This window comes from Pseudomonas sp. EA_15y_Pfl1_P101, assembly GCF_963970835.1.
GTDB lineage: Bacteria > Pseudomonadota > Gammaproteobacteria > Pseudomonadales > Pseudomonadaceae > Aquipseudomonas > Aquipseudomonas tritici.
Genome location: NZ_CAXAPA010000012.1, coordinates 135465 through 154243, shown reverse-complemented (window position 1 = coordinate 154243; position 18779 = coordinate 135465). Strand labels below are relative to the sequence as shown.

At 56.5% G+C, this 18779-nt stretch carries 18 protein-coding genes and 2 pseudogenes; 13 read left to right on the top strand and 7 right to left on the bottom strand.

The features are described from left to right. Nucleotide 1 precedes the first annotated feature (1 nt). From AACY36_RS19810 to AACY36_RS19765, 10 genes are read left to right on the top strand one after another with little or no spacing between them, the layout of a single operon-like run. Nucleotides 2-2236 carry a phage tail tape measure protein gene (locus AACY36_RS19810; protein WP_339497448.1) on the top strand — a complete coding sequence of 745 codons (2235 nt, stop codon included), beginning with the start codon at nt 2-4 and terminating at the stop codon, nt 2234-2236. Then, nucleotides 2233-2550, top strand: coding sequence for a DUF2590 family protein (locus AACY36_RS19805; RefSeq protein ID WP_057976310.1), 318 nt, complete (start codon nt 2233-2235; stop codon nt 2548-2550). Before AACY36_RS19810 ends, AACY36_RS19805 begins: the two co-directional genes overlap by 4 nt. Further along, nucleotides 2547-3719: a baseplate J/gp47 family protein gene (locus tag AACY36_RS19800; protein WP_060765818.1), complete on the top strand. Its 1173-nt coding sequence runs from the start codon at nt 2547-2549 to the stop codon at nt 3717-3719. The genes AACY36_RS19805 and AACY36_RS19800 overlap by 4 nt, the downstream gene beginning before the upstream one ends. After that, complete coding sequence (locus AACY36_RS19795) at nt 3716-4240, top strand: phage tail protein (RefSeq protein WP_057976306.1); 525 nt, start codon at nt 3716-3718, stop codon at nt 4238-4240. Before AACY36_RS19800 ends, AACY36_RS19795 begins: the two co-directional genes overlap by 4 nt. 9 nt (nt 4241-4249) lie before the next feature. Continuing rightward, complete coding sequence (locus tag AACY36_RS19790) at nt 4250-6463, top strand: phage tail protein (RefSeq protein ID WP_339497446.1); 2214 nt, start codon at nt 4250-4252, stop codon at nt 6461-6463. A gap of 9 nt (nt 6464-6472) precedes the next feature. Next, nucleotides 6473-6910 (top strand): phage tail assembly chaperone, encoded by a 438-nt coding sequence (locus AACY36_RS19785; RefSeq protein ID WP_060765821.1) that lies wholly within the window; start codon nt 6473-6475, stop codon nt 6908-6910. Next, nucleotides 6907-7830, top strand: coding sequence for a hypothetical protein (locus AACY36_RS19780; RefSeq protein ID WP_339497444.1), 924 nt, complete (start codon nt 6907-6909; stop codon nt 7828-7830). Before AACY36_RS19785 ends, AACY36_RS19780 begins: the two co-directional genes overlap by 4 nt. After that, complete coding sequence (locus AACY36_RS19775) at nt 7827-8378, top strand: baseplate complex protein (RefSeq protein ID WP_339497442.1); 552 nt, start codon at nt 7827-7829, stop codon at nt 8376-8378. Before AACY36_RS19780 ends, AACY36_RS19775 begins: the two co-directional genes overlap by 4 nt. Then, nucleotides 8375-9079 (top strand): hypothetical protein, encoded by a 705-nt coding sequence (locus AACY36_RS19770; protein ID WP_339497441.1) that lies wholly within the window; start codon nt 8375-8377, stop codon nt 9077-9079. The genes AACY36_RS19775 and AACY36_RS19770 overlap by 4 nt, the downstream gene beginning before the upstream one ends. Beyond that, nucleotides 9052-10023, top strand: a complete 972-nt coding sequence (locus tag AACY36_RS19765; RefSeq protein WP_339497440.1) for a hypothetical protein — start codon at nt 9052-9054, stop codon at nt 10021-10023. Before AACY36_RS19770 ends, AACY36_RS19765 begins: the two co-directional genes overlap by 28 nt. Here AACY36_RS19765 and AACY36_RS19760 read toward each other — a convergent pair. Both AACY36_RS19760 and AACY36_RS19755 read right to left on the bottom strand, forming a co-directional pair. Further along, entirely contained in the window at nt 10013-10723 is a 711-nt protein-coding gene (locus AACY36_RS19760) for a hypothetical protein (RefSeq protein ID WP_339497439.1), read from the bottom strand. The two genes, AACY36_RS19765 and AACY36_RS19760, sit on opposite strands and share 11 nt — an antisense overlap. 69 nt (nt 10724-10792) lie before the next feature. Next, nucleotides 10793-12199 (bottom strand): hypothetical protein, encoded by a 1407-nt coding sequence (locus AACY36_RS19755; RefSeq protein WP_339497438.1) that lies wholly within the window; start codon nt 12197-12199, stop codon nt 10793-10795. A 1633-nt stretch (nt 12200-13832) separates the two neighbouring features. Here AACY36_RS19755 and AACY36_RS19750 point away from each other — a divergent pair. After that, complete coding sequence (locus tag AACY36_RS19750; protein ID WP_339418893.1) at nt 13833-14897, top strand: 2,3-butanediol dehydrogenase; 1065 nt, start codon at nt 13833-13835, stop codon at nt 14895-14897. Between the two features lie 89 nt (nt 14898-14986). Here the strand turns inward: AACY36_RS19750 and AACY36_RS19745 are convergent, their stop codons facing one another. Both AACY36_RS19745 and AACY36_RS19740 read right to left on the bottom strand, forming a co-directional pair. After that, on the bottom strand, nt 14987-15322 hold the full coding sequence (locus AACY36_RS19745; protein WP_339497437.1) for a hypothetical protein: 336 nt from the start codon (nt 15320-15322) through the stop codon (nt 14987-14989). A gap of 186 nt (nt 15323-15508) precedes the next feature. Continuing rightward, a pseudogene (locus AACY36_RS19740) lies at nt 15509-15718 on the bottom strand (EamA/RhaT family transporter); the annotation flags it as partial. A 343-nt stretch (nt 15719-16061) separates the two neighbouring features. On the opposite strand from AACY36_RS19740, the gene AACY36_RS19735 reads away from it, so the two are divergent. Then, nucleotides 16062-16430, top strand: coding sequence for a hypothetical protein (locus tag AACY36_RS19735; RefSeq protein WP_339418852.1), 369 nt, complete (start codon nt 16062-16064; stop codon nt 16428-16430). 130 nt (nt 16431-16560) lie between these two features. On the opposite strand, the gene AACY36_RS19730 is transcribed toward AACY36_RS19735, so the two are convergent. The 3 genes and pseudogenes from AACY36_RS19730 to AACY36_RS19720 form a co-directional block, all read right to left on the bottom strand. Then, nucleotides 16561-17139: a DUF4337 domain-containing protein gene (locus tag AACY36_RS19730; RefSeq protein WP_339427926.1), complete on the bottom strand. Its 579-nt coding sequence runs from the start codon at nt 17137-17139 to the stop codon at nt 16561-16563. A 54-nt stretch (nt 17140-17193) separates the two neighbouring features. After that, nucleotides 17194-17424: pseudogene (locus tag AACY36_RS19725) on the bottom strand (DUF2784 domain-containing protein); the annotation flags it as partial. A 67-nt stretch (nt 17425-17491) separates the two neighbouring features. Continuing rightward, nucleotides 17492-17818 (bottom strand): helix-turn-helix domain-containing protein, encoded by a 327-nt coding sequence (locus AACY36_RS19720; protein ID WP_339418849.1) that lies wholly within the window; start codon nt 17816-17818, stop codon nt 17492-17494. A gap of 242 nt (nt 17819-18060) precedes the next feature. Between AACY36_RS19720 and AACY36_RS19715 the strand changes: the two genes are divergently transcribed. After that, on the top strand, nt 18061-18750 hold the full coding sequence (locus tag AACY36_RS19715) for an HAD-IA family hydrolase (protein ID WP_339418847.1): 690 nt from the start codon (nt 18061-18063) through the stop codon (nt 18748-18750). Nucleotides 18751-18779: the final 29 nt, after the last annotated feature.

Below are 18779 nucleotides of genomic sequence, written 5' to 3'. Positions count from 1 at the left end.
GATGACCGACCGTAGCGCCCGCCTGGCCTTCATTTTGAGCCTGACCGATAAGGTCACAGCCCCTATGGGCAAGGTGAAGACGAGCTTTTCTGACTTGGCCCAACAAGGCCAGAAGAACATCACCCAGATGGGCCTTGGCCTGGCTGGGATGGTGGGCGCCGGTGTGGCCATCACCCAATCACTGGAACCAGCCCTGGAGATGAACCGCGCCCTGGGCGAAGTCCGATCGCTGGGCGTGGCCGAAGATGCGCTGAACGCACTGAATCGCAAGTCGCTGGAATTCTCCGTCGCTTATGGGGAAAACGCCCGGGATTTTGTCGCCTCGGCATACCACATTGAAGGTGCGATCAAAGGGCTGGTGGGCAATCAGCTGGCGACGTTCACGAACGCCAGCGACGTGCTGGCCAAGGCCACCAAGGCCGACGCAGACACCATGGGCACCTACGTCGGCACCATGTACAACCTATTCAAGGGCCAGGCCGACGCCATGGGCAAGGGCCAGTGGGTTGAAACGCTGGCCGGCCAAACTGCCACCGCCGTGCAACTGTTCCGCACCAGTGGCGAGCAGATCGGCGAGGCATTCAAAAGCGCCGGTGGTCTGGCCAGCACCGCCGGTGTAAGCCTGGCCGAACAAATGGCGGTGCTTGGCACCTTGGGCGGCACCATGGACGGCGGGGAGGCCGGTGGCCTCTACAAGTCGTTTTTTGAGAACGTCAGCGGCGCATCTGAAAAGCTCGGCATGTCCTTTGTCGACCAGCAGGGCAAGTTGCTGCCAATGATGGACATCCTGGACAAGCTCAAGGGCAAGTTCGGGGATCTGTCGATCGAGGCCAACGGCAAGCAACTGCGCGACGCCTTTGGTGGTGAAGCGGCCCGCCTGATCACCACCTTGATGGGCGACACCGGCCGCTTGAAAAACGGCATGGAACAGTTGGGCAACGTGCGCGGCCTGGAGAACGCCGAGCGTATGGCCAAGAACATGGTGGACCCGTGGCAACAGTTCGGCGCCGCTGTGCAGGCCCTGCGTGTTGCCTTCGGCCAGTCATTGATCCCGATCCTGGCGCCGCTGATGGATCGCCTGGTGGGGATCGCCAGCACGCTGACTCGCTGGACCCAGCTGTTCCCCAACATTACCCGCGTGATCGGCATCGCCACGTTGGTGGTGTTCGGCATCATCGCCGCCATGTCCTTGCTTACTTTGACCGTGGGCATGTCGAAGATGGTCTGGTTGGGCCTGGTCACGGTGTGGAAAGTGCTGACTATGGCCGGCCTGCGCAGTATCGCTATGTTCCTGTACCACACCGTTATGGTGATCGGCTTCGTGGCCGGCCTGGTGCTGATGGTCGCCTGGATGGGCCTGGTTAAGGGCGCCATGCTGCTGTGGCAGGGCGCTATCTGGTTGGTCAACACCGCGTTGCTGGCCAACCCGGTGACCTGGGTTGTGATCGGCATTGTTGCCCTGGTCGCGGCCGTGGCGGCGGCGATCATTTACTGGGACCAGTGGACAAGCGCGCTACTCAACAGCGAGGCGTTCAAATGGGTCAGCGGCCAACTGACCGCCTTGTCTGACTGGTTCGATTCGATGGGCGGCTGGTCGAGCATGGCCAGCGCCGCCTGGGACGGCATCGTCAGCATCTTTAAACAGGCCATCAATGGCTTGATCGAGATGTTGAACAAGATCCCCGGCGTAAACATTGAAGCGGCGTTCGGTGACATGCCAGCAGCGCTTGAGCTGCCAGGTATCAGCGCACCCAGTGTTGAGGCGCCGTTGCTGCCGCAACTGGTGAGTGCACCCCAGCAGCCGATCCAGGCGCCGCTGATGATGGCCACCACACCGAAAATGCAGCCGTCAGCCATGCCGACCCTAAACGCCCTGCAGACCCAGACCCAGGCTCAAGCGCCGGCCTTGGTCCTAGCCCCGGTACCGAAAACCCCGGCGCCGATCGCGCAGCCACTCGCTGCCTTGGAGCCACCACGTCAGCCGCCGGCCCTGGTGTTGGCACCGGCGCCCACAGAGAAGGCCGAACAGAGCCAGCAGCGCATTAACGGCGCCGTGGCCAGCCTGTCACCGAAACGGCCCGACGCCGTGCCCCGGGGCGGCTTGCTGGCGAGCATCCAGAACAACAACCAAACCCAAAACAAGGGCACCCACGTGGAGAACGTGAACATTCACACCGGTAAGCAAATGAATCCGCTGGAGCTGGAAGGGATGTTGGCCATGGCGGTGGGTGGATGAGCGAATACATCGACCTGTTGATCGTCGACAACGATCTGGCGCTGGACCCATCCCGTCAGCCGCTGCTGATCGAGGACCGCGCCAGCATCGCGCAGGACATTGCGCACATGATCCGCGAGAGCGGCTTGCTGGTCACCCTGGTGGCCGAGCGCAGCAAGTTGCGTCAGCGCGACTGCATCCAGCAGTTGGAGCTGCTGGTGGAGGCCGACGCACGCCTGGTACCGGGCACTGCGTTGATTAACCAGGTGCAGTCCGGACAGTACCTGGTCACGGCCAAAACGCTGAAATTCGGTGACATTGAGGTGACCCTGTGAGCGACGTCGATTTCAAACAGGCGCTGATAGACGCCGGCATTCCGACCACCGAGGAAGGACTGCGCCAAGCCTGGGAAAAGGAAGTGGCCGCCCAGGGCAGCAAGATGAGTAACACCAGCGCCTATTCGCCGTTCTGGCGGGTAATCACGGCACTGGTGACCAAGCCGGTCATGTGGCTGATCAGCTTTATCAGCGACACCGTGCTGCCTAACTTCTTTGTGAAAACTGCCCGCGACAAGTGGCTGGACATGCTGGCCTGGGCGGTCAACGTTGAGCGTAAAGGCGCGACCAAAGCCAAAGGCGTGTTGCTGTTTATTCGCGACGTCGCCGGCGGTGCGCTCGAACTGCCCGCCGGCATCCTGGTGCAGTCTGCAGCGATCAACGGCCATATCTATCAACTGGTGACCACCCAGGCCGCAACCTTTACCGATGGACTGATGCAGCTGGAAGTCCCAGTAGAAGCCCAGGAGGTGGGCAGCGGCTACAACCTGGCCCCGGGTTATTACGCGATCCTGCCGGTACCGATTGCCGGCATTGTCCAGGTGGTGAACGCGGATGGTTGGCTGATTGCACCAGGTGCAGATCCTGAGCCGGACGATCAACTGCGTTTGCGCGTGCGTAACCAGTTCTCGGCGGTCAACCAGTGGCACACCGATGCAGTCTACCGGGCGATGATTTCGGCTTTTCCGGGCGTGCGGCCGGATGGTGTGTACTTCCTGCACGGCGCACCCCGGGGACCAGGCAGCGCCAACGCCTATGTGCTGTTTGAAGCGGACGTGCCGGCGGCGACTTACCTGGAGCAAATCAACGCGCATATCCGCGACCAGGGCAACCATGGCCACGGCGACGATCTGCTGGTGATGGTCATGCCTGAAACCCAGCACGCGCTACGGCTGACCTTGTGGCCACGCGCATTATTGGGCGCCGAACAGCGCGCCAAGCTGCAGGCCGACGTCGATCAGTTTATCCGCGCCGCCTTCCGCGAGAGCGGCACCGGTGACTATCAGCCGACGCTGACCTATCCGCAGTCGCGGTTTTCATTCAGCCGCCTGGGCGAAGAACTCCACCAGCAGTTCGCCGGCATTGAATCGCTGCACTTTGATAACGCTGACATCGTGTCGGAGTTGAGCATCCCCCGGATTCAATCGCTGCAGGTGGTGTTCGCATGATCAAGCTGAACTTGCCGTTCTGGCTGGACGGCCCGCAGTTGGCCAAGCTCAAGTCGGCCAGCCAGACCTGGTGGGGAAAGGTCGAGGGCTGGTTGCAATGGCCCTTGCTGCAGATGGATGCAGACACCTGCCATTTGACCGTCCTCGATCTGCTGGCCTGGCAGCGAGATATCAGCCGCTTCAAGGACGAACCCGAAAACCTGTACCGCTTGCGCGTCAAGTTCGCCTTTATAAACGCCGTCGATGCCGGCAGCACAGCGGGCCTCAAGCGCATCCTGCAGCGCCTGGGCGTCGGCTACGTCGAGATCGACGAGCGTATGCCCGATCGAGACTGGGACGTGGTGCTGCTGCGCCTGTCCGACTCGCAGCTGTCGCAAAACCCTGAGCTGATGCGGGTTCTGATCCAGCAGTACGGCCGCACGTGCCGGCGTTATGACTTCGTGACCATCACCCCCGTATCACTGCGCATTGTCGCGGTGGACTTCAACGACGACCAGCAAACGCTGGTTGCCAGCCTGTAGGAGCCTCCCGTGGGAGCCAGCATTACCCTTGCAGGTGAAAGCCTGATCGCGCAAAAACAAGGCGCACAACAACCCCTGATCGTGTCCCGTTTTGTTCTGGCCAATGTGCCTGGGCTGAACCCCAACGGCCCGGTTGATCGTGCGGCGCCGAAGCCGGCGGCGCACTTGGTCGCGAGTTATGACGTCACGCAAAAAGGGTTCGTGAACCCTAACCAAGTCGTCTACAGCCTGATGATGGGCAGTGATATTGGAGACTTTGACTGGAACTGGATCGGCCTGGAAACCGCTGAAAATGTGTTGTTGGCAGTGGCGTATGTGCCTGTACAGCAAAAGCGCAAGAACATCCCACCGCAGCAAGTGGGCAACAACGTCACGCGCAACTTCCTGGTGGTGTTCGACGGTGCGCAGGCGCTAACAGGCATCACCGTCGACGCAAGCACTTGGCAGCATGATTTCACTGTGCGCCTCCACGGTATCGATGAACGCGAACGCTTGAGCAATCGCGATATCTACGGACGAGCTTGTTTTTTTGGCAGCGCTTTTCAGGTGGAGAAAGTCGGCAGTGATTACCGACTTAAGCCTGGAATGGCCTATGTCGAAGGGATTCGCCTAGTTTTACCTGAGTTCTTCCCAGTCGCGGTGCCCAGGTTGCCGAGCGCAGTTTATTTGATCGCATCACTGCGCCGTGAATTGAGTGACGTGGTGGCCAGCTGGACGTTGGGATACGAGGCAAATCAGGCTGATTACACTGATAGCTCTGGCACCCGACATTACTGCATTGCGCTGGCGGACCTGACGCCTTCACAGATCAGCGACTATCGTCCTGCAGAGCCTATAAACAGCCCGCTCATCAGTCATTTCGCGGCACGCACTGGGGACTACGCGCAGTTGCGCGCCCGAGCAACAACTAAGGGTGACGTAGGGTTGGGTAGCCTTCCTAACGCCATCAGCGACGATTACGCGACAGATAACAGCTTGATCATCGCCACGACCAAAGCGGTCAACTCTGTGCGCCGTCTGCTGCAGCAGGCGATAGATAAAATCATCTCGGGAGACACGCCAGCCGGGAAGGCGAAACGGCTGGAAACCGCCAGAACGCTATCAATCAGCGGAGCGGGCACGGGCGAGGCGCAGTTTGATGGTGGTGACAACGCCACCATCCCGCTGACACTTGCAGACAGTGGGGTCAAGGCTGGCACGTACCCTAAAGTTCAAGTGAATGCGAAAGGCATCGTAGTCGGAGCCCAGGCGCTCACGGCCCAGGATATCCCTGGTTTGGACTGGAGCAAGATCACCAGCGGTAAGCCTAATACGCTCAACGGTTACGGCATCACCGACGCAATACATGCCGGGGACTACGGTCTGGCGGGCACTACATCGCCTTCATCTGCCATCGACCATAAAGACCTTCCTGGCGGCTTTCACTACTTTGGAGCTGGCTACACAACCTTTAGTGAGTACGTCGGCCTGATCAATATTCCCTACGGCACTTCCTCTTATTCAGGCCAGATCGGCCTGCAGCAAGGGACTGATGACGTCAAATTGCTGGTTCGCTCGGTGAACAAGACAGGGGATTGGACGCCTACGCGCTCTGTCTGGCACAACGGGAATTTCGACCCAAACACTAAAGCTGATGCGGCTACGACACTTGAAGGCTATGGCATTACCAACGCCATTCCGACGGGGTTAACCAATAAACGGCCCCAGCTTTACGCCCCGCAATCAGGGGACGGCGTTGATCGTGGCGCGCTTGAGATCCGCGAAGCGGAAGCCATCGGCAGCGGTAGCGGCGCCGCTCAATACGCGCCGCGAATCTCTTTTCATTGGCGTTCGGTCGCCTCCGGTGGCCTGAGCATGAACGCCGCCGGAGAACTGCTATGGAACGGGAGGCCCCTGTGGCACAGCGGTAACGGCCCGAAAAATACGGCGAGCCTGGGCGATATCGGTTTTTGGCGCTGCGCTGACACAGGTGTGGTTCTTCAATGGGGGACGGTCGCTGCGCACCCTGCTGTCGCTCAATCAGTGAGTTTCCGCGTGGCGTTCAACGTCGTGTGTTTTGGGGTGCTCCCTACTACCAACAACGCGAGCGGTGGTGCAAACGCTGACTCCGGTTATCAGGTCGTGAGCAAGAGCGTGACCGGGTTTACGGCCTACCGACAAGACTACAACATCACCAACATCGGCCAAGACAGCGGCTATAGCTGGTTTGCCGTAGGGTTCTGAGGAACGATCATGAGCAAGTTATTCAGCGCTTCAACAATGGGCTTTTACGACACCGAATTCAGCCTCTCGATACCCACTGATGCTTTCGAGATTTCGGATGAGCTTCACGAACAGTTGGTTTCCGGCCCGTCGCACGGCCTGCAGTTGTCGCTCAATGCGAAAAATAAGCCTTGCTTGATCAAGGTTGAGCAGGATTCCAATGCTCTGGCGACGATGGAACGCCGGTGGCGGGATACACAGCTGTCTCTCAACGAATGGCTGGTAACGCGTCACCGTGACGATCGGGAGATGAACGTCCCTTCCGTTCTGACAGATGAGCAGTTCGCCGAGTTACTGGTTTATCGTCGGGCATTGCGGGATTGGCCCGAGTCGGAGTTCTTTCCCAAGGTTTCGCATCGACCCGCTGAGCCTGTTTGGCTTGAGTCTCAGTTGGTATTGAACCCATGACCTGGGCGCCCGTCGCAATGCGCTGGCCGGCTCAGGCTACCCACTGGATGGGGCAGCTGTCAGCGGCCAAGGAGCTGGCCAGCACCGAGCAGGTCAGTACTGCCAAGCGCTTGGCGGATCTGAACGGCAAGACCAGCACCAACCCGGGGCCGGTGGGTGACGCCGCCCAGGGCGCGATCGTAGCCGGCCGCGGGGCATTGGCGGATCAGATGGGCGAGGCCCCGGCGTGCTTGGTGGTGACGCCGTTTCAAAGTGGTATCGGCCAGGGTCGCGGCTATCAGCGCTTCCTGTCGGCACCGAACCTGCTGCAGCACCTGGCCGGCAAACTGGTGGACGTGAGCGACAACGGTCGGCCGGATGGCCCCCAGTTCGCCTTGTGCCTGATGTTCCTGGCCACGCGCTTTGATCAACTGGCCGAGAGCCTGGCCCGCTTCAATGCGCTGTTGCCCATGCCTGACCTGGTGCGAGCCGAGCGCCGCGCACGGCACCTGTCGAAGCTGGAGACGGAAAAATGGGAGATCCCCGCCGCCGGCACGCTGCCGCGTTGGCAGGCGTTGCCCCTGGAGCGCTGCACCGTGGTCACGGCCGCGCAACAATCCATGTCTGGCCAGCTCGCGGTACTGGAGAGCTACGCGGCCGACAGCTCGCCCATGGCCGACCTTGCCGCGCTTGCCAACCGCAAGGCGGCACAACAGCAGGGCCGGGATCAGCAACTGGCCGACCTGAAAGCCTCACTCGCCGGCGGCCTCCCTGACAGCAGTACGCGCGCGCGCCTGATCGGACCAGGCAACGCCACCGAGCTGCGCCAGGCGTTGCTGGCCGGTGACGCCCCGGGGCATGAATGGGTGCTCTGTGCCGGCGCGCTCCTTGTGGGATCGGAAAAGGGGTTGAGCTTCGTCCGCGAGTTGGTTGGCCTATGACGCTGCTACTGGATGGACAAGAGGTACGCGGGAAGAACCTCAAGGTCACCGGCAATCTGCGCATCGAGAGTGACGATTTGTCAGGCCAGACCAGCAATACGGACAAGGGGCACAAGGGCTTCAAGCCCAAGACCCTGACCGTCAACCTGATGATTCCGTTCGTTGACCAGGTGCAATTGCGCGACCTGATGCGCCTGGTGGAAGCGACCGAAGGCGGTGGCCAGCTCAAGACCTACCGCATCGTCAACGACACCGCCGCCGCGTTTGGTATGCGCCAAGTGACGTTCACCGAAGGCGTGAGCGCCCGGGAGGACGACAACCTGCGCGGCTGGCTGATCCAGTTCACCCTGACTGAAAAGCTGTCGAACCCTGAGAAAGTCGAGGGCCGGCGATCGGGTAACGCGGTCACCGCACAATCTGGCCCCGGCGGGGCAGTGGGTGGCAGCGGCGGTACCGGTGGCGATTCCAGCAGCGGGCCGGAGGATCTGACCGGCTTTGAAGCCACGCTGAAAAAGGTGGACGGTTGGCTGGGCGGGGCTAACACATGAAGCTGCACAAGGAGTTGGCCATCAACGGCGTGCCCTATGTCCTGGTCAAAAGCGAAGTCCGGCTGGACGTGAAAAGCCCCGGCCGGGCGACATTCACCATTCAAGCCTCGGCGCCGGTCAAGGGGCTGGTGACGCTCGATATCGGCTACAACGGCAACACGCTGCAGCGACACTTCATTGGCTACGTCGAACGCTCCACCACGGCCAGCAGCACCCAACAGGTGCTGTTCTGCCGCGAGTTGGCCGCGATCCTGGCCAACCCGCTGCCGCTGAATCTGCGCCACGTCGATCTGCGCGCCGTCCTGATCGAGATCGGCCAGCACACCGGGTTGCGCTTTCGCGTCCCGGATCGTTCCTACGCCGGCGTTAAGGCGCCGTTCTTCTACAGCCTGGCTGCCGGCTACCAAGCCATGGACAGCCTGGCCCGGGTTTTCAACATTCCCGACTTCATCTGGCAGCAGCAGGGTGACGGGGAGGTGTTCGTGGGCAGTTGGGCCGACAGCTTCTTTGGCGTTCGCTCGCCGCTGCAGCTGCCGGTGGAACTGTTCGACGACTACCAGGGCAATCAAAGCGCAATGATTGCAGCCCTTCCCGGGTTGCGACCAGGTGCAACAATCAACCAAGGCGAGCGCATCACCAGTATGGCGCTCATCGACAACCAGATGGCCATCCGATGGACGACGCAATCCGCCGCAGCGTAGAACGACAATTCCCCGAACTCACCGGTGGTTATCACCTGCCACGCTTCGCCCGCGTTGTCGCCGTGGCCGACGCCCCGGCCGGCGCCGGCATCTGTGACGACTTCCGGCCGCGCTATGCGGTCGACATCGAGGTCATGGGGCCGGACGGCGAGCCAGACACCAAGCTGCCGATCCTGGCCGGTGTGCCGTTGCCCCTGCCCACTGGTGGCGAGGAAATGGGGATCTATGCGTTCCCCGAGGAAGGCACCCAAGTCGTGGTGTGCTTTGCCTACGGCCTGCCGCACAAGCCTTATATCCAGACAATCCTGCCCCACGGCCTGAGCATGCCCAGCGTGCCGAAGGGTGACCAGGTGTGGCAGCACAGCGAAGCCTGTCAGCAGCGTGTGGACGCGGACGGCAACTGGCTGCGTCAAACGGACGGCAAGATTCGAGATAAGGCGATCGAGCGGGAAGTCGAGGCCATGGGCAACATGGAAACGTTCCAGACCCACACCATGACGGTGGACGACCATTCCACTGAGTCAGTGGGTGGGATCAAGACGATCGAGGCGTTGGGCGCGCTCAAGCTGCTTTCGGGCGGGTCTGCGAGCCTGGCGGCGGTGGATGATCTGCACCAGGCGACTGGGCGGGACTTGAACCTAGTAGTGGGGCAGAAGCACAACGCCACGGTGGGTGGCGATATGGAGGAAAGGATCGCGGGGCTGCGCGAAAGCTTGTCCGCGGTCAGTCAGCGGTTGGTCGCTCCTAAAAATCATATGGGGTCTGAGGCGGTTAATATCTTCCAAGTAGTATGTGATTTGCTTGGAGTAGTTGAGCAAATGAACATACAGCTAGCGACACATACCCATGCTTCAACACCAGTACCTTCTAACGCTAGCGCTTTTATGCAGTATGCACAAAGCTTAAGGGCTCTGAATGGTGAGCTTGAATCAATTACTTTGTGATTAAATTTTCTGGTGCTGTGCTGATGAAGCAATCTATGTCTTTTGAAACTATCGAAAGCAAGTCTTGTAGCTCTATCGTGAGGAGCTTCATCGCGTGTGCTGTTTGGTCCATTCTTAGCTTCCGCGCTTCTTGAATTGCGTAGTAATCGTGATATTCATCGAGTCTTTTTGTGAGTTCCTCATTTATTTCTTTTCCCTCTGCGATCGCCCGATTTGCTAGTTCTTGAGTAGCATTCCTGCCTGCGCTAAATGCGATCTGGCAGTCAGCATTGTTTAGATTGATCATTGATATTAAGCCTTTGACTCGCATGTAACTACGGATTATTTTTGCTGATAATTGAGGGTCTATGTTGGCTAGGCAGGAAGGTGCAGAGTCGTAAATCGGAAATGGATTTTTCCCGATAGGAAAAATATCTGTACAGGGTTCTCCGTTCGGTAGTTCCAATAAGTCGGAGCCGTATTCAGAGAAATAGATTTCCCACGCTGACGTTAACTCGACCTTGATCAGTTTAAGCGTGTTTCGGGTAGTTTCAATTTCGTCGTGTTTTGATTTGTTGATTGAATAGTTATGAGCTTTTGTTGTTGCTTTGCTGGTTGCTCTTGCCCCAATATATGCGGCAGTTAGCGCTATAAATACCTCTGTTGAGAACAGTTTTCCTATGGCCGCTATAATAAGGTTTGAAATGTCAATTAACTGCATGTCTGTCTAGCCTTTTTGTTAGTGAATTGGTTGGGGACGCATTTGCAACAGGCGTTATGTTGAAGGGGGCTATTGTTTGCAGTTATTTGATCGGTCAAATTCTACGTTGAATATTTCAACAATCGGCATCATGACATCCATGATTTTGTGGGGTTCGTAAAATGTATAAGCACCTGTATATCCATATATGTTCAGATTTAGTTTGTAGTAGAGGCTCAGGCACCGCATCAATCGACCGCGTTCCCTAGCTTCTCTCTTTGCCGTCATTTCAGCGAATTTGGGGTGCGCAGACGAGTTTCTCAGATCTATCCATGCTTTGACTTCGTCTTTTGTAATAAGCCCTTTTTCAGCAAGAATTTTTAATGCTGCATTAGCGTGAATGTTTCCCCAACGCTTTACGTTTGTAATGATCGTCTCTAAATGAGTAGAGTTTATTTCAGTTTTTCTTAGTGTTTTAATTATCTCATCTTTTTGAAGTTCGAAGTTAGAGTCCGCGCTATCCGTTTCCAGTTTTGGAATAAACAGATCTATCAGTAGCCCTTCTATTGATACAGTAAGCGTCAATGCTGTAATCGATTGTGTAGCATTAAAGCCCTGCCATACTCTCTTCCACTGGCTAACGGTGCTGTTAAAAAAACGTGGAAGTTTTTTCTGGATTGTTAGAATGTTTGGAAGTAGTTGGAAGTGATAAGGGTCATTCCACTCATCTTGAGAAAGCATAAGCAGGTCATTAACTGGCTTGGGAATCTTTGTTTTGTTGATTTTTTTGTTTATGCTTCGGATGTGATGTTTTATGTCGTCGCCCGTTCGCGTTGTTAAAACACATGCAGTGAGCATGGTTCCACTCGTGAAGCCGATATAAAATTTTAACGCTTCGAATAAGCGGTCTACATCAAAGCTCCCGTTTGCATAAACGGTCGTATAGTTTTCTTGATCTACGATTGATACTTTGAAATTGTCTAGGTCAAGATTGGTCTGGTTTCTATTAAATGACTTGCCTGTAAGAGTGTCTTCGATTGAGTTTACTGTGTTTTTTGGGATGTGGCTGGATTCTAGGCTTTCAAACCAAAGGTAGTTCTGTTGCTGTCCAGGTATGCTTTGCTTGGTATGATGTATTATTTCGCTTAGCAAAAAATTACATTTGAAAGGCGGGGTGGCATTCATTATTCTTAAATGTAGTGCGAAGTTTTCCGCTACCCATGTATTGCCCTGGACGTCGACAGCTATAAATTTAAGATTCTTCGAATCGTCTTCGTTGTCAAATTGATAGCTTTCACCATACATGGATAATTTTAAGCCGTTAGCGCTCGTGCAAATAAAATCGCAGAGTAGAGCCCCGGAGACATTGATTTTTATAAGTCCGTGACCGCCTAGTTCTAATCCGTTGGCGCACGGTTGCCAGACAGTCATAGACACGAAATCAATAAGCAAGTCTCCCTGACGAACACTCTCTGCGTAATCTTTTAACGAAAACATCGCACTGCTCCCTGTGGAAGCTACCGGCACTGCGCATCGGTTTCTTTCCGACGTCGTATACGCCCGCTTTGAATTCGGCCATTGCTGACCTTCCTTTTATGCATGGCAGTACGCCAGTCAATCTGGGTGCTGTCAATTAGTCCATTATCCCTCTAGCAAAAAAACGTGTAATACGGGAAAAATAATCGCGAAAAAGCACTTATCCCCCTCCCGCCGACGGGCTTTGTGTCCCTTTTTTGTGCAAACGGGTAGTGGGTGCAAACGGTGCCCTTGCCCAAGCCCGCTGCGGGGTCTGGGGGATGTTTCGCGATTGCACAGAGTGCAAGGCTTTGCAAAAAAGTGCAGTGGCCTTGCATATGCGTCACAGGACGGCAGCGGAGTGGTCACGCAGACGAGGCGCCCGGTTTACGGGGAGTATGGTTGTGAAAACCTGCTGCAGGCGATGTTTTCGTTTTCGGAACCATTCATATCAGAGGCCTACCAGCCGCTGTCGAGTCCTACGCGAAAACGACTGTGAGGCCCAGCCTGTCTGGGTTTCCGGCATTCTGAGACGTTGCACAGCATCGCCATCAATTGCCGGCTGTCAGTACCCATCAAAAGCGTGTGGAAAAAAACGGCAAAACCGTTAGCGCATGGCTATTTTTCAGGCGAGGGATGGGGAAAGGGTAATATTAGTAATCGGTAGGTCAGAACGGGCTGGAACCCTTACGGGACGTGGATTTCAGCCATTACCTTGGAGGGTAATATAAGGTAACGAGAGAGGTAATATTTTGTTCAAGTCCCCATTTTACTGGGTTTGGCGGCTCACTGACATTACTAGCACTGAAAGTAATTTTCTAACCATTTACTTACCTTATTATTACCTCTATAAAACTATATCAAATACCTGATTTTATTGGGATTTATCCGGTTTTTCATAGCTCATTACCAAAATTACCTTTTTCCCATGCCTCAACATAAATCACTCAAAACGCCTGTTCTGACCGTTTTCCGCAACCTGGTGCATTTAAGCCATGGGACTGACATGGGACAGATCTTGCGCGCACCACCGGGCTGCAGCCCTTATAAACCGGGGGCTTTGCTTTCAAAAACAGCGAACGGGTAGTTTCGAATCTCTCCTTCACCGCCAAATTTGAAACGACAAAACCCCTGAAAACGTTAAAGTTTTCAGGGGTTTTGTGTTTTCAGAAGGTCAAAAAAGGCCCATATGGGAATATCCATGGGAACACAGGCTGCTGGTATGGCCGTCTTCATTGATCCCTACTTGCTTCATTGCTCGCGCCTAGCGCTGAGACGCAACGTCTCACCGTCTCGTGTCTACCTAATGTGGTCTGACCTGCAGCGTCTCACCTGAACTCGATCCTCGCCATCCTTGAGTACCCATCCCGCCGCTCTAAAAAAGGGTTGCCCAGGTGTTTTTGCGGATCTGGCACCGGCTTTGCTCTAGCCCCAGTACCCAGCCCGACTGGTCAACCAATAATAAAAAGAAGTGCCCGATGTCTCGCTCAATCGACTGGTTTTGGCCGCTGTGCAATAGCACTGAGGCCTCTGCCGGCGGACGGTTGCGGGGCGCCAGGACCAACCGTCTCAAGGAGATGTCGCGATGACCCTTTCGATCAAACCGCAACGCAGCATGCGTGCCGCTGTCTGGCACGGCCGCAATGATATTCGTGTCGAGGATGTTCCGCTGCCGATTTCGCCGCCTGCTGGTTGGGTGCAGATCCGTGTGCAATGGTGCGGAATTTGCGGGTCCGATTTGCATGAGTACGTGGCGGGGCCGGTGTTCATACCGGTTGACGCTCCGCACCCGCTGACCGGGATTAAGGGCCAATGCATTCTCGGTCATGAGTTTTGTGGCGAGATCGTCGAACTCGGTGACGGTGTGCAGGGCTTCAGTGTCGGCGAACCGGTGGCGGCCGATGCGTGCCAACATTGCGGCACGTGCTACTACTGCACCCACGGGCTGTACAACATTTGCGAGAATCTGGCGTTCACTGGGTTGATGAATAATGGTGCCTTCGCCGAACTGGTCAATGTGCCAGCCAACCTGCTGTACAAGTTGCCGGCGAACTTTCCGGCCGAAGCGGGGGCACTGATTGAGCCGCTGGCAGTGGGCATGCACGCGGTGAAAAAAGCCGGAAGCCTACTCGGGCAACACGTTGTGGTGGTCGGTGCCGGCACCATTGGCCTGTGCACCATCATGTGCGCCAAAGCGGCCGGTGCGGCTCAGGTGATCGCTCTGGAAATGTCCGGAGCGCGCAAGGCCAAGGCCCTGGAAGTGGGGGCGACGCATGTGCTCGATCCCAATCAATGCGACGTTATGGCTGAGGTACGACGCCTGACGGGTGGGCTCGGGGCGGATGTCAGTTTCGAATGCATCGGTAACAAACACACGGCCAAGCTCGCGATCGATTTGATCCGCAAGGCCGGCAAGTGCGTACTGGTGGGGATTTTCGAGGAGCCCAGCGAGTTCAACTTTTTCGAGTTGGTGGCCACGGAAAAGCAGGTACTGGGTGCACTGGCCTACAACGGCGAGTTCGCTGACGTGATCGCTTTTATCGCGGATGGACGGCTGGACATCACACCGCTGGTGACTGGGCGCATTCAGTTGGAGCAGATCGTGGGTCAGGGCTTCGAGGAACTGGTCAACAACAAGGAGCACAATGTGAAAATCATCGTGTCACCCGCTCGAGTCTGAAACGAGTGATGGGGGGCGTGATGCATTAAATCCACATTCAAAAAACCAAAACACCGGGCAATGCCCGGTGTTTTTTTATGCGTACTGCTTTATTTCGCAGCTTTCAACTTGACCACATCACCCGAAATCTTGGTGGTGTAACCGCTCAGCACCCACGCCCAAAACCATTTTTCCTGGACCTGAGTGTTGATCAGCGCATCGCCGCCTTTTGCCTTGATGGCAGCATCCTGGGCGCGAACGAAACGGCTGTTCTGGCCGATCGGGATGACGCCGAACAGCATGATGCCAGTGGCGCTGGCTTCGCTGTGACCCAGCACGGTGTATTGGCTGCTGTCGTATTGCGGGGATTTGATAGCGGTGCCGGTGCAACCTGCGAGGGCGAGACCAAGAACGGCTGCGGCAACTGCTTTACTGACGTACTTCACTGTGTAACTCCATGGACAAAATATCGAGATCCAATTCTCGAGGGGCGCTACTCTAATTGCTCGGGCAACATATTGAAATCAATTGCCTGAAGATTTCATGTTCCGATACCTGCATGTAATCGGAAAAACAGTCAGGAGAACCAGATAGAGCGCGAGGCTGCAGTTCACCAGTCCAGCAACCAACCCAATGGCACCCAGCAACCAGGGCCACTCCGAAGACGTCAGCCCGGAAGGTTTCCAGCCGCGATCACGGATGAGGCGTAAGACGGCGAGTCCTAGGCCGCTGCCGAGGTACAGCAACCCTGCGAGCAGGCCCAGGCCGAGACTTTTGGCGAGTGGGGTGCTGGCGCCGAAAAGGGCAGCTGCCGCGAGTGCGTAAACAATGCTGAGATTCATGGGGCATCTCCGAAAGTCAGGCCCATGGTACGCCGCTCGTTCAGGGTGTCTCTTGCGTACTCAATAACGGCCCCGCCGACCCAAACGGATAACTGCCCATCCCAATCCGCAACGGTGCTATCGGGCTCGCCGCCGCACCATCAGCAGTACGTTGTCGATAACAATGGTTTCCCCCGGCGCCCGCATGAGTACTTCCTTGTAGATAGATGGATAAACGGGACGGATTTGTTTGAGGTTTTACGCTATCGCGGTGTGATGGCAAAGGGCATTACAAATGCTGGTCATGAATTCCAGGACTTGCTAAGGTCGCCGCCTTTCCAACACGCCATTCAGAGGGATCTAAATGCATCCGGTGCTTCGCAAGACATTCGGCGGGCTTTCTGCCCAGTACTACATTCGCAATTTTCTGTTCGGGCTGATTTTTCCCGTGCTGATCTATACCGCGCTTACCCACTCGAAAACCGGAGTGTTCACAATGGGTGCTCTGTTTTATTGCGTGGTCAACAGCGTGCTTTACCCCTACGCACGCTTCGTTTACGAAAGCATCATGGATTACATCTTTGGCAACAACGTGTTCTTCGTGAATGCGATTCTGATGCTGACCGTCAAGGTGTTCACCATGGCGATCTGCTGGAGCATGGCTATTTTCATTGCGCCAGTTGGGCTGGCTTACTTGTACTTCCACCACAGCAGAGCGGCGAATCGGGCCTGATTCAGTTCAGCGCAAGTCAGTAGATCTGGTAGTTGGCCAGACTGCGATTACGGTGTGACAGTCAACGATGATGTTGAGTGATGGTCCGTCATCGCAGGCAAGCCAGCTCCCACATTTAGCCTGCGCCGTGTCAGATATGCAGCCATGCCAAGCTACCCAACAGCACGGCCACACCCGCTGCCGCGTAGGACACACGCTTCAACCACTCCTTCCTCGTCAGCAACGTAATCGCCGCCAACGAAATCGCGATCTGAATCGCGGTCATCGCCTGGGCCCAGCGATGATGCTGGTGCAGCGCCTGCTCCGACTTCTCATCCCACTGCGTTGACGTGGCTTCAAGCTTTTCGGCCTGCTTGCGCACGTCTTCCTTCTGGCCCTTGTAGCGCTCGATCTCTTCCTTGTAATGCACCGCGTCCACACCTGGAATGTGCGTGGCGAGTTCCGCGAGGTTTTGTCGGCTGGATTTGGCCTGGTAGTAATTCCACTGGTTGGCGGCTTCGGTCTTGAAAATGGCGGCGTTGTTTTTGTCCATCGCCGCTTCGCTTTCCGTGGAGCTGGCCTGGTAGCTGAGCATGGCGCCGAGGGTGGCCATGAGGGCGGTCATCACGGCGATACGACTGGCGAAATTGTCCCCGCGGCCGTGGGCATGTTCGGTGGTGTGTTCGACGTGTTTTTCGTGGGGGCTGGGGACTTCGAAGGCTTCGGACATGGCGGCGTCTGTGAAGGGAATGAGGGCGTCTGATTCTTCACCAGCGAAGCTGTCTCAAGCCTGTACGTAACGCCGGATCAACCGCGCATACACCGCGATATTAATCATCAGCACCAGCGCGCCTAAGCCCCATTGGATCTGTGGGGTCAGCCCGGCGGGGTAGATGAGTGTGAGGATGTAATGCTCGATGAACCCACCGCCATAGACGTCCTGCCCGGCGAGATGACGAAACAGGTTTTCCCAACGGGTCAATGGGCAAGGCAGGTGAAACACCTCGACTGCAATGGTCGCGTGAGACTGCAACGTCGCAGGCGTGAAAGGAAGGGGTGTGGATGATGACTTGCCATAGATCCTAAAGCTTCAACGGGTTCGGATGGATGCCGAACGCTTTGGCTATCTTCTCTCGTGTGATCTTACGAGGCTTGTTCACCGTTTCTTGCTGAGCAAATGCCGATTGGGAGATGCCCAGGCGGTTGGCTGCTTCTTTTTGCGTTGGATTCAGGTGCTCGCGCCAGGCGCGGATGGGAGTAAAGCCATCGACAATCAGGCCGACGACTTGATGCGGGATAAGGTGGTCCCGTCCCAGCTGTGAAAAGTACTGCCAGTATGGGATGACCACAAACGCAGGCTCGCCTTTGGTATCGTTGATGATCTGTATGTGGGGAGATGTATTAACCATTTTTTCCTGTTTAGCCTTATATAAATCTTATATTTTTATAAGGATTTAATAAGTGTTTTGAGGTTTTTTCGGGAATACCTTACACCCGGTGCCTCCCAACGTTAGCTTGTCCCGCTGAAGTCAGGCGATCAGAGCTGTTGCTGTATGTGATTGTTGCTTGGCAACTGCACAGGTTGCTTGCAAGCCGCGCGGGCCGGTATTGTGCTGAATCCTTTTAGTCCTTCCTCCAGGGTTCTGTAGTGATGAATGCACCGCATACCGCAGTCGGTCCGATCAAGGCCGTGATTTTCGACATGGACGGGTTGTTGCTGGACACTGAAGGCATCTACACCGAAGTCACGCAGATCATCGCCGAACGCTACGACCGTACCTATGACTGGAGCATTAAGCAGCACATCATCGGGCGTGGCGCTCAGGATTTGGCCGACTACGTGGTCAAGGCGCTGGATTTGCCGATCACACCGGCCGAGTTTCTCGAGATCCGTGAACCGCTGATGAGCGAGCGCTTCCCCAAGGCGTTGGGCATGCCCGGCGCCGAAGCATTGGTGCGGCACCTGAAAGCGCACAATATTCCGATTGCTGTGGGCACCAGTTCGTCGCGCAATTCGTTTGGTCACAAGACCACGTTGCACCGCGAATGGTTTGCCCTGTTCGACACCATCGTCACCGCTGACGACCCGGAAGTCGGCGCCGCCAAACCTGCGCCGGACATTTTCCTCACCGCCGCGCGCCGCCTGGGCGTTGCGCCCGAGGATTGCCTGGTGTTCGAAGATTCGCCCTTCGGCGTGACCGCCGCGAAGGCTGCCCACATGACCGCCATCGCCGTGCCGGATGAAGCAATGGCCGACAGCAAATACCACCACGCCGACCAGATCATCCGCAAACTCGCGGATTTCGACCTGGCCGCCTACGGCCTGCCGCCGCTCTCCTGACCAAAACGCGGTCAAAAAAATGTGGGAGC

What these genes read in the sequence shown, in the direction of transcription:
- AACY36_RS19795 (WP_057976306.1), top strand. Translation starts at nt 3,716, where the DNA reads ATGATCAAGCTGAACTTGCCGTTCTGGCTGGACGGCCCGCAGTTGGCC.
- AACY36_RS19755 (WP_339497438.1), bottom strand. Translation starts at nt 12,199, where the DNA reads ATGTTTTCGTTAAAAGATTACGCAGAGAGTGTTCGTCAGGGAGACTTG.
- AACY36_RS19735 (WP_339418852.1), top strand. Translation starts at nt 16,062, where the DNA reads ATGCATCCGGTGCTTCGCAAGACATTCGGCGGGCTTTCTGCCCAGTAC.
- AACY36_RS19720 (WP_339418849.1), bottom strand. Translation starts at nt 17,818, where the DNA reads ATGGTTAATACATCTCCCCACATACAGATCATCAACGATACCAAAGGC.
- AACY36_RS19810 (WP_339497448.1), top strand. Translation starts at nt 2, where the DNA reads ATGACCGACCGTAGCGCCCGCCTGGCCTTCATTTTGAGCCTGACCGAT.
- AACY36_RS19715 (WP_339418847.1), top strand. Translation starts at nt 18,061, where the DNA reads ATGAATGCACCGCATACCGCAGTCGGTCCGATCAAGGCCGTGATTTTC.
- AACY36_RS19775 (WP_339497442.1), top strand. Translation starts at nt 7,827, where the DNA reads ATGACGCTGCTACTGGATGGACAAGAGGTACGCGGGAAGAACCTCAAG.
- AACY36_RS19765 (WP_339497440.1), top strand. Translation starts at nt 9,052, where the DNA reads ATGGACGACGCAATCCGCCGCAGCGTAGAACGACAATTCCCCGAACTC.
- AACY36_RS19750 (WP_339418893.1), top strand. Translation starts at nt 13,833, where the DNA reads ATGCGTGCCGCTGTCTGGCACGGCCGCAATGATATTCGTGTCGAGGAT.
- AACY36_RS19780 (WP_339497444.1), top strand. Translation starts at nt 6,907, where the DNA reads ATGACCTGGGCGCCCGTCGCAATGCGCTGGCCGGCTCAGGCTACCCAC.
- AACY36_RS19785 (WP_060765821.1), top strand. Translation starts at nt 6,473, where the DNA reads ATGAGCAAGTTATTCAGCGCTTCAACAATGGGCTTTTACGACACCGAA.
- AACY36_RS19805 (WP_057976310.1), top strand. Translation starts at nt 2,233, where the DNA reads ATGAGCGAATACATCGACCTGTTGATCGTCGACAACGATCTGGCGCTG.
- AACY36_RS19730 (WP_339427926.1), bottom strand. Translation starts at nt 17,139, where the DNA reads ATGTCCGAAGCCTTCGAAGTCCCCAGCCCCCACGAAAAACACGTCGAA.
- AACY36_RS19760 (WP_339497439.1), bottom strand. Translation starts at nt 10,723, where the DNA reads ATGCAGTTAATTGACATTTCAAACCTTATTATAGCGGCCATAGGAAAA.
- AACY36_RS19770 (WP_339497441.1), top strand. Translation starts at nt 8,375, where the DNA reads ATGAAGCTGCACAAGGAGTTGGCCATCAACGGCGTGCCCTATGTCCTG.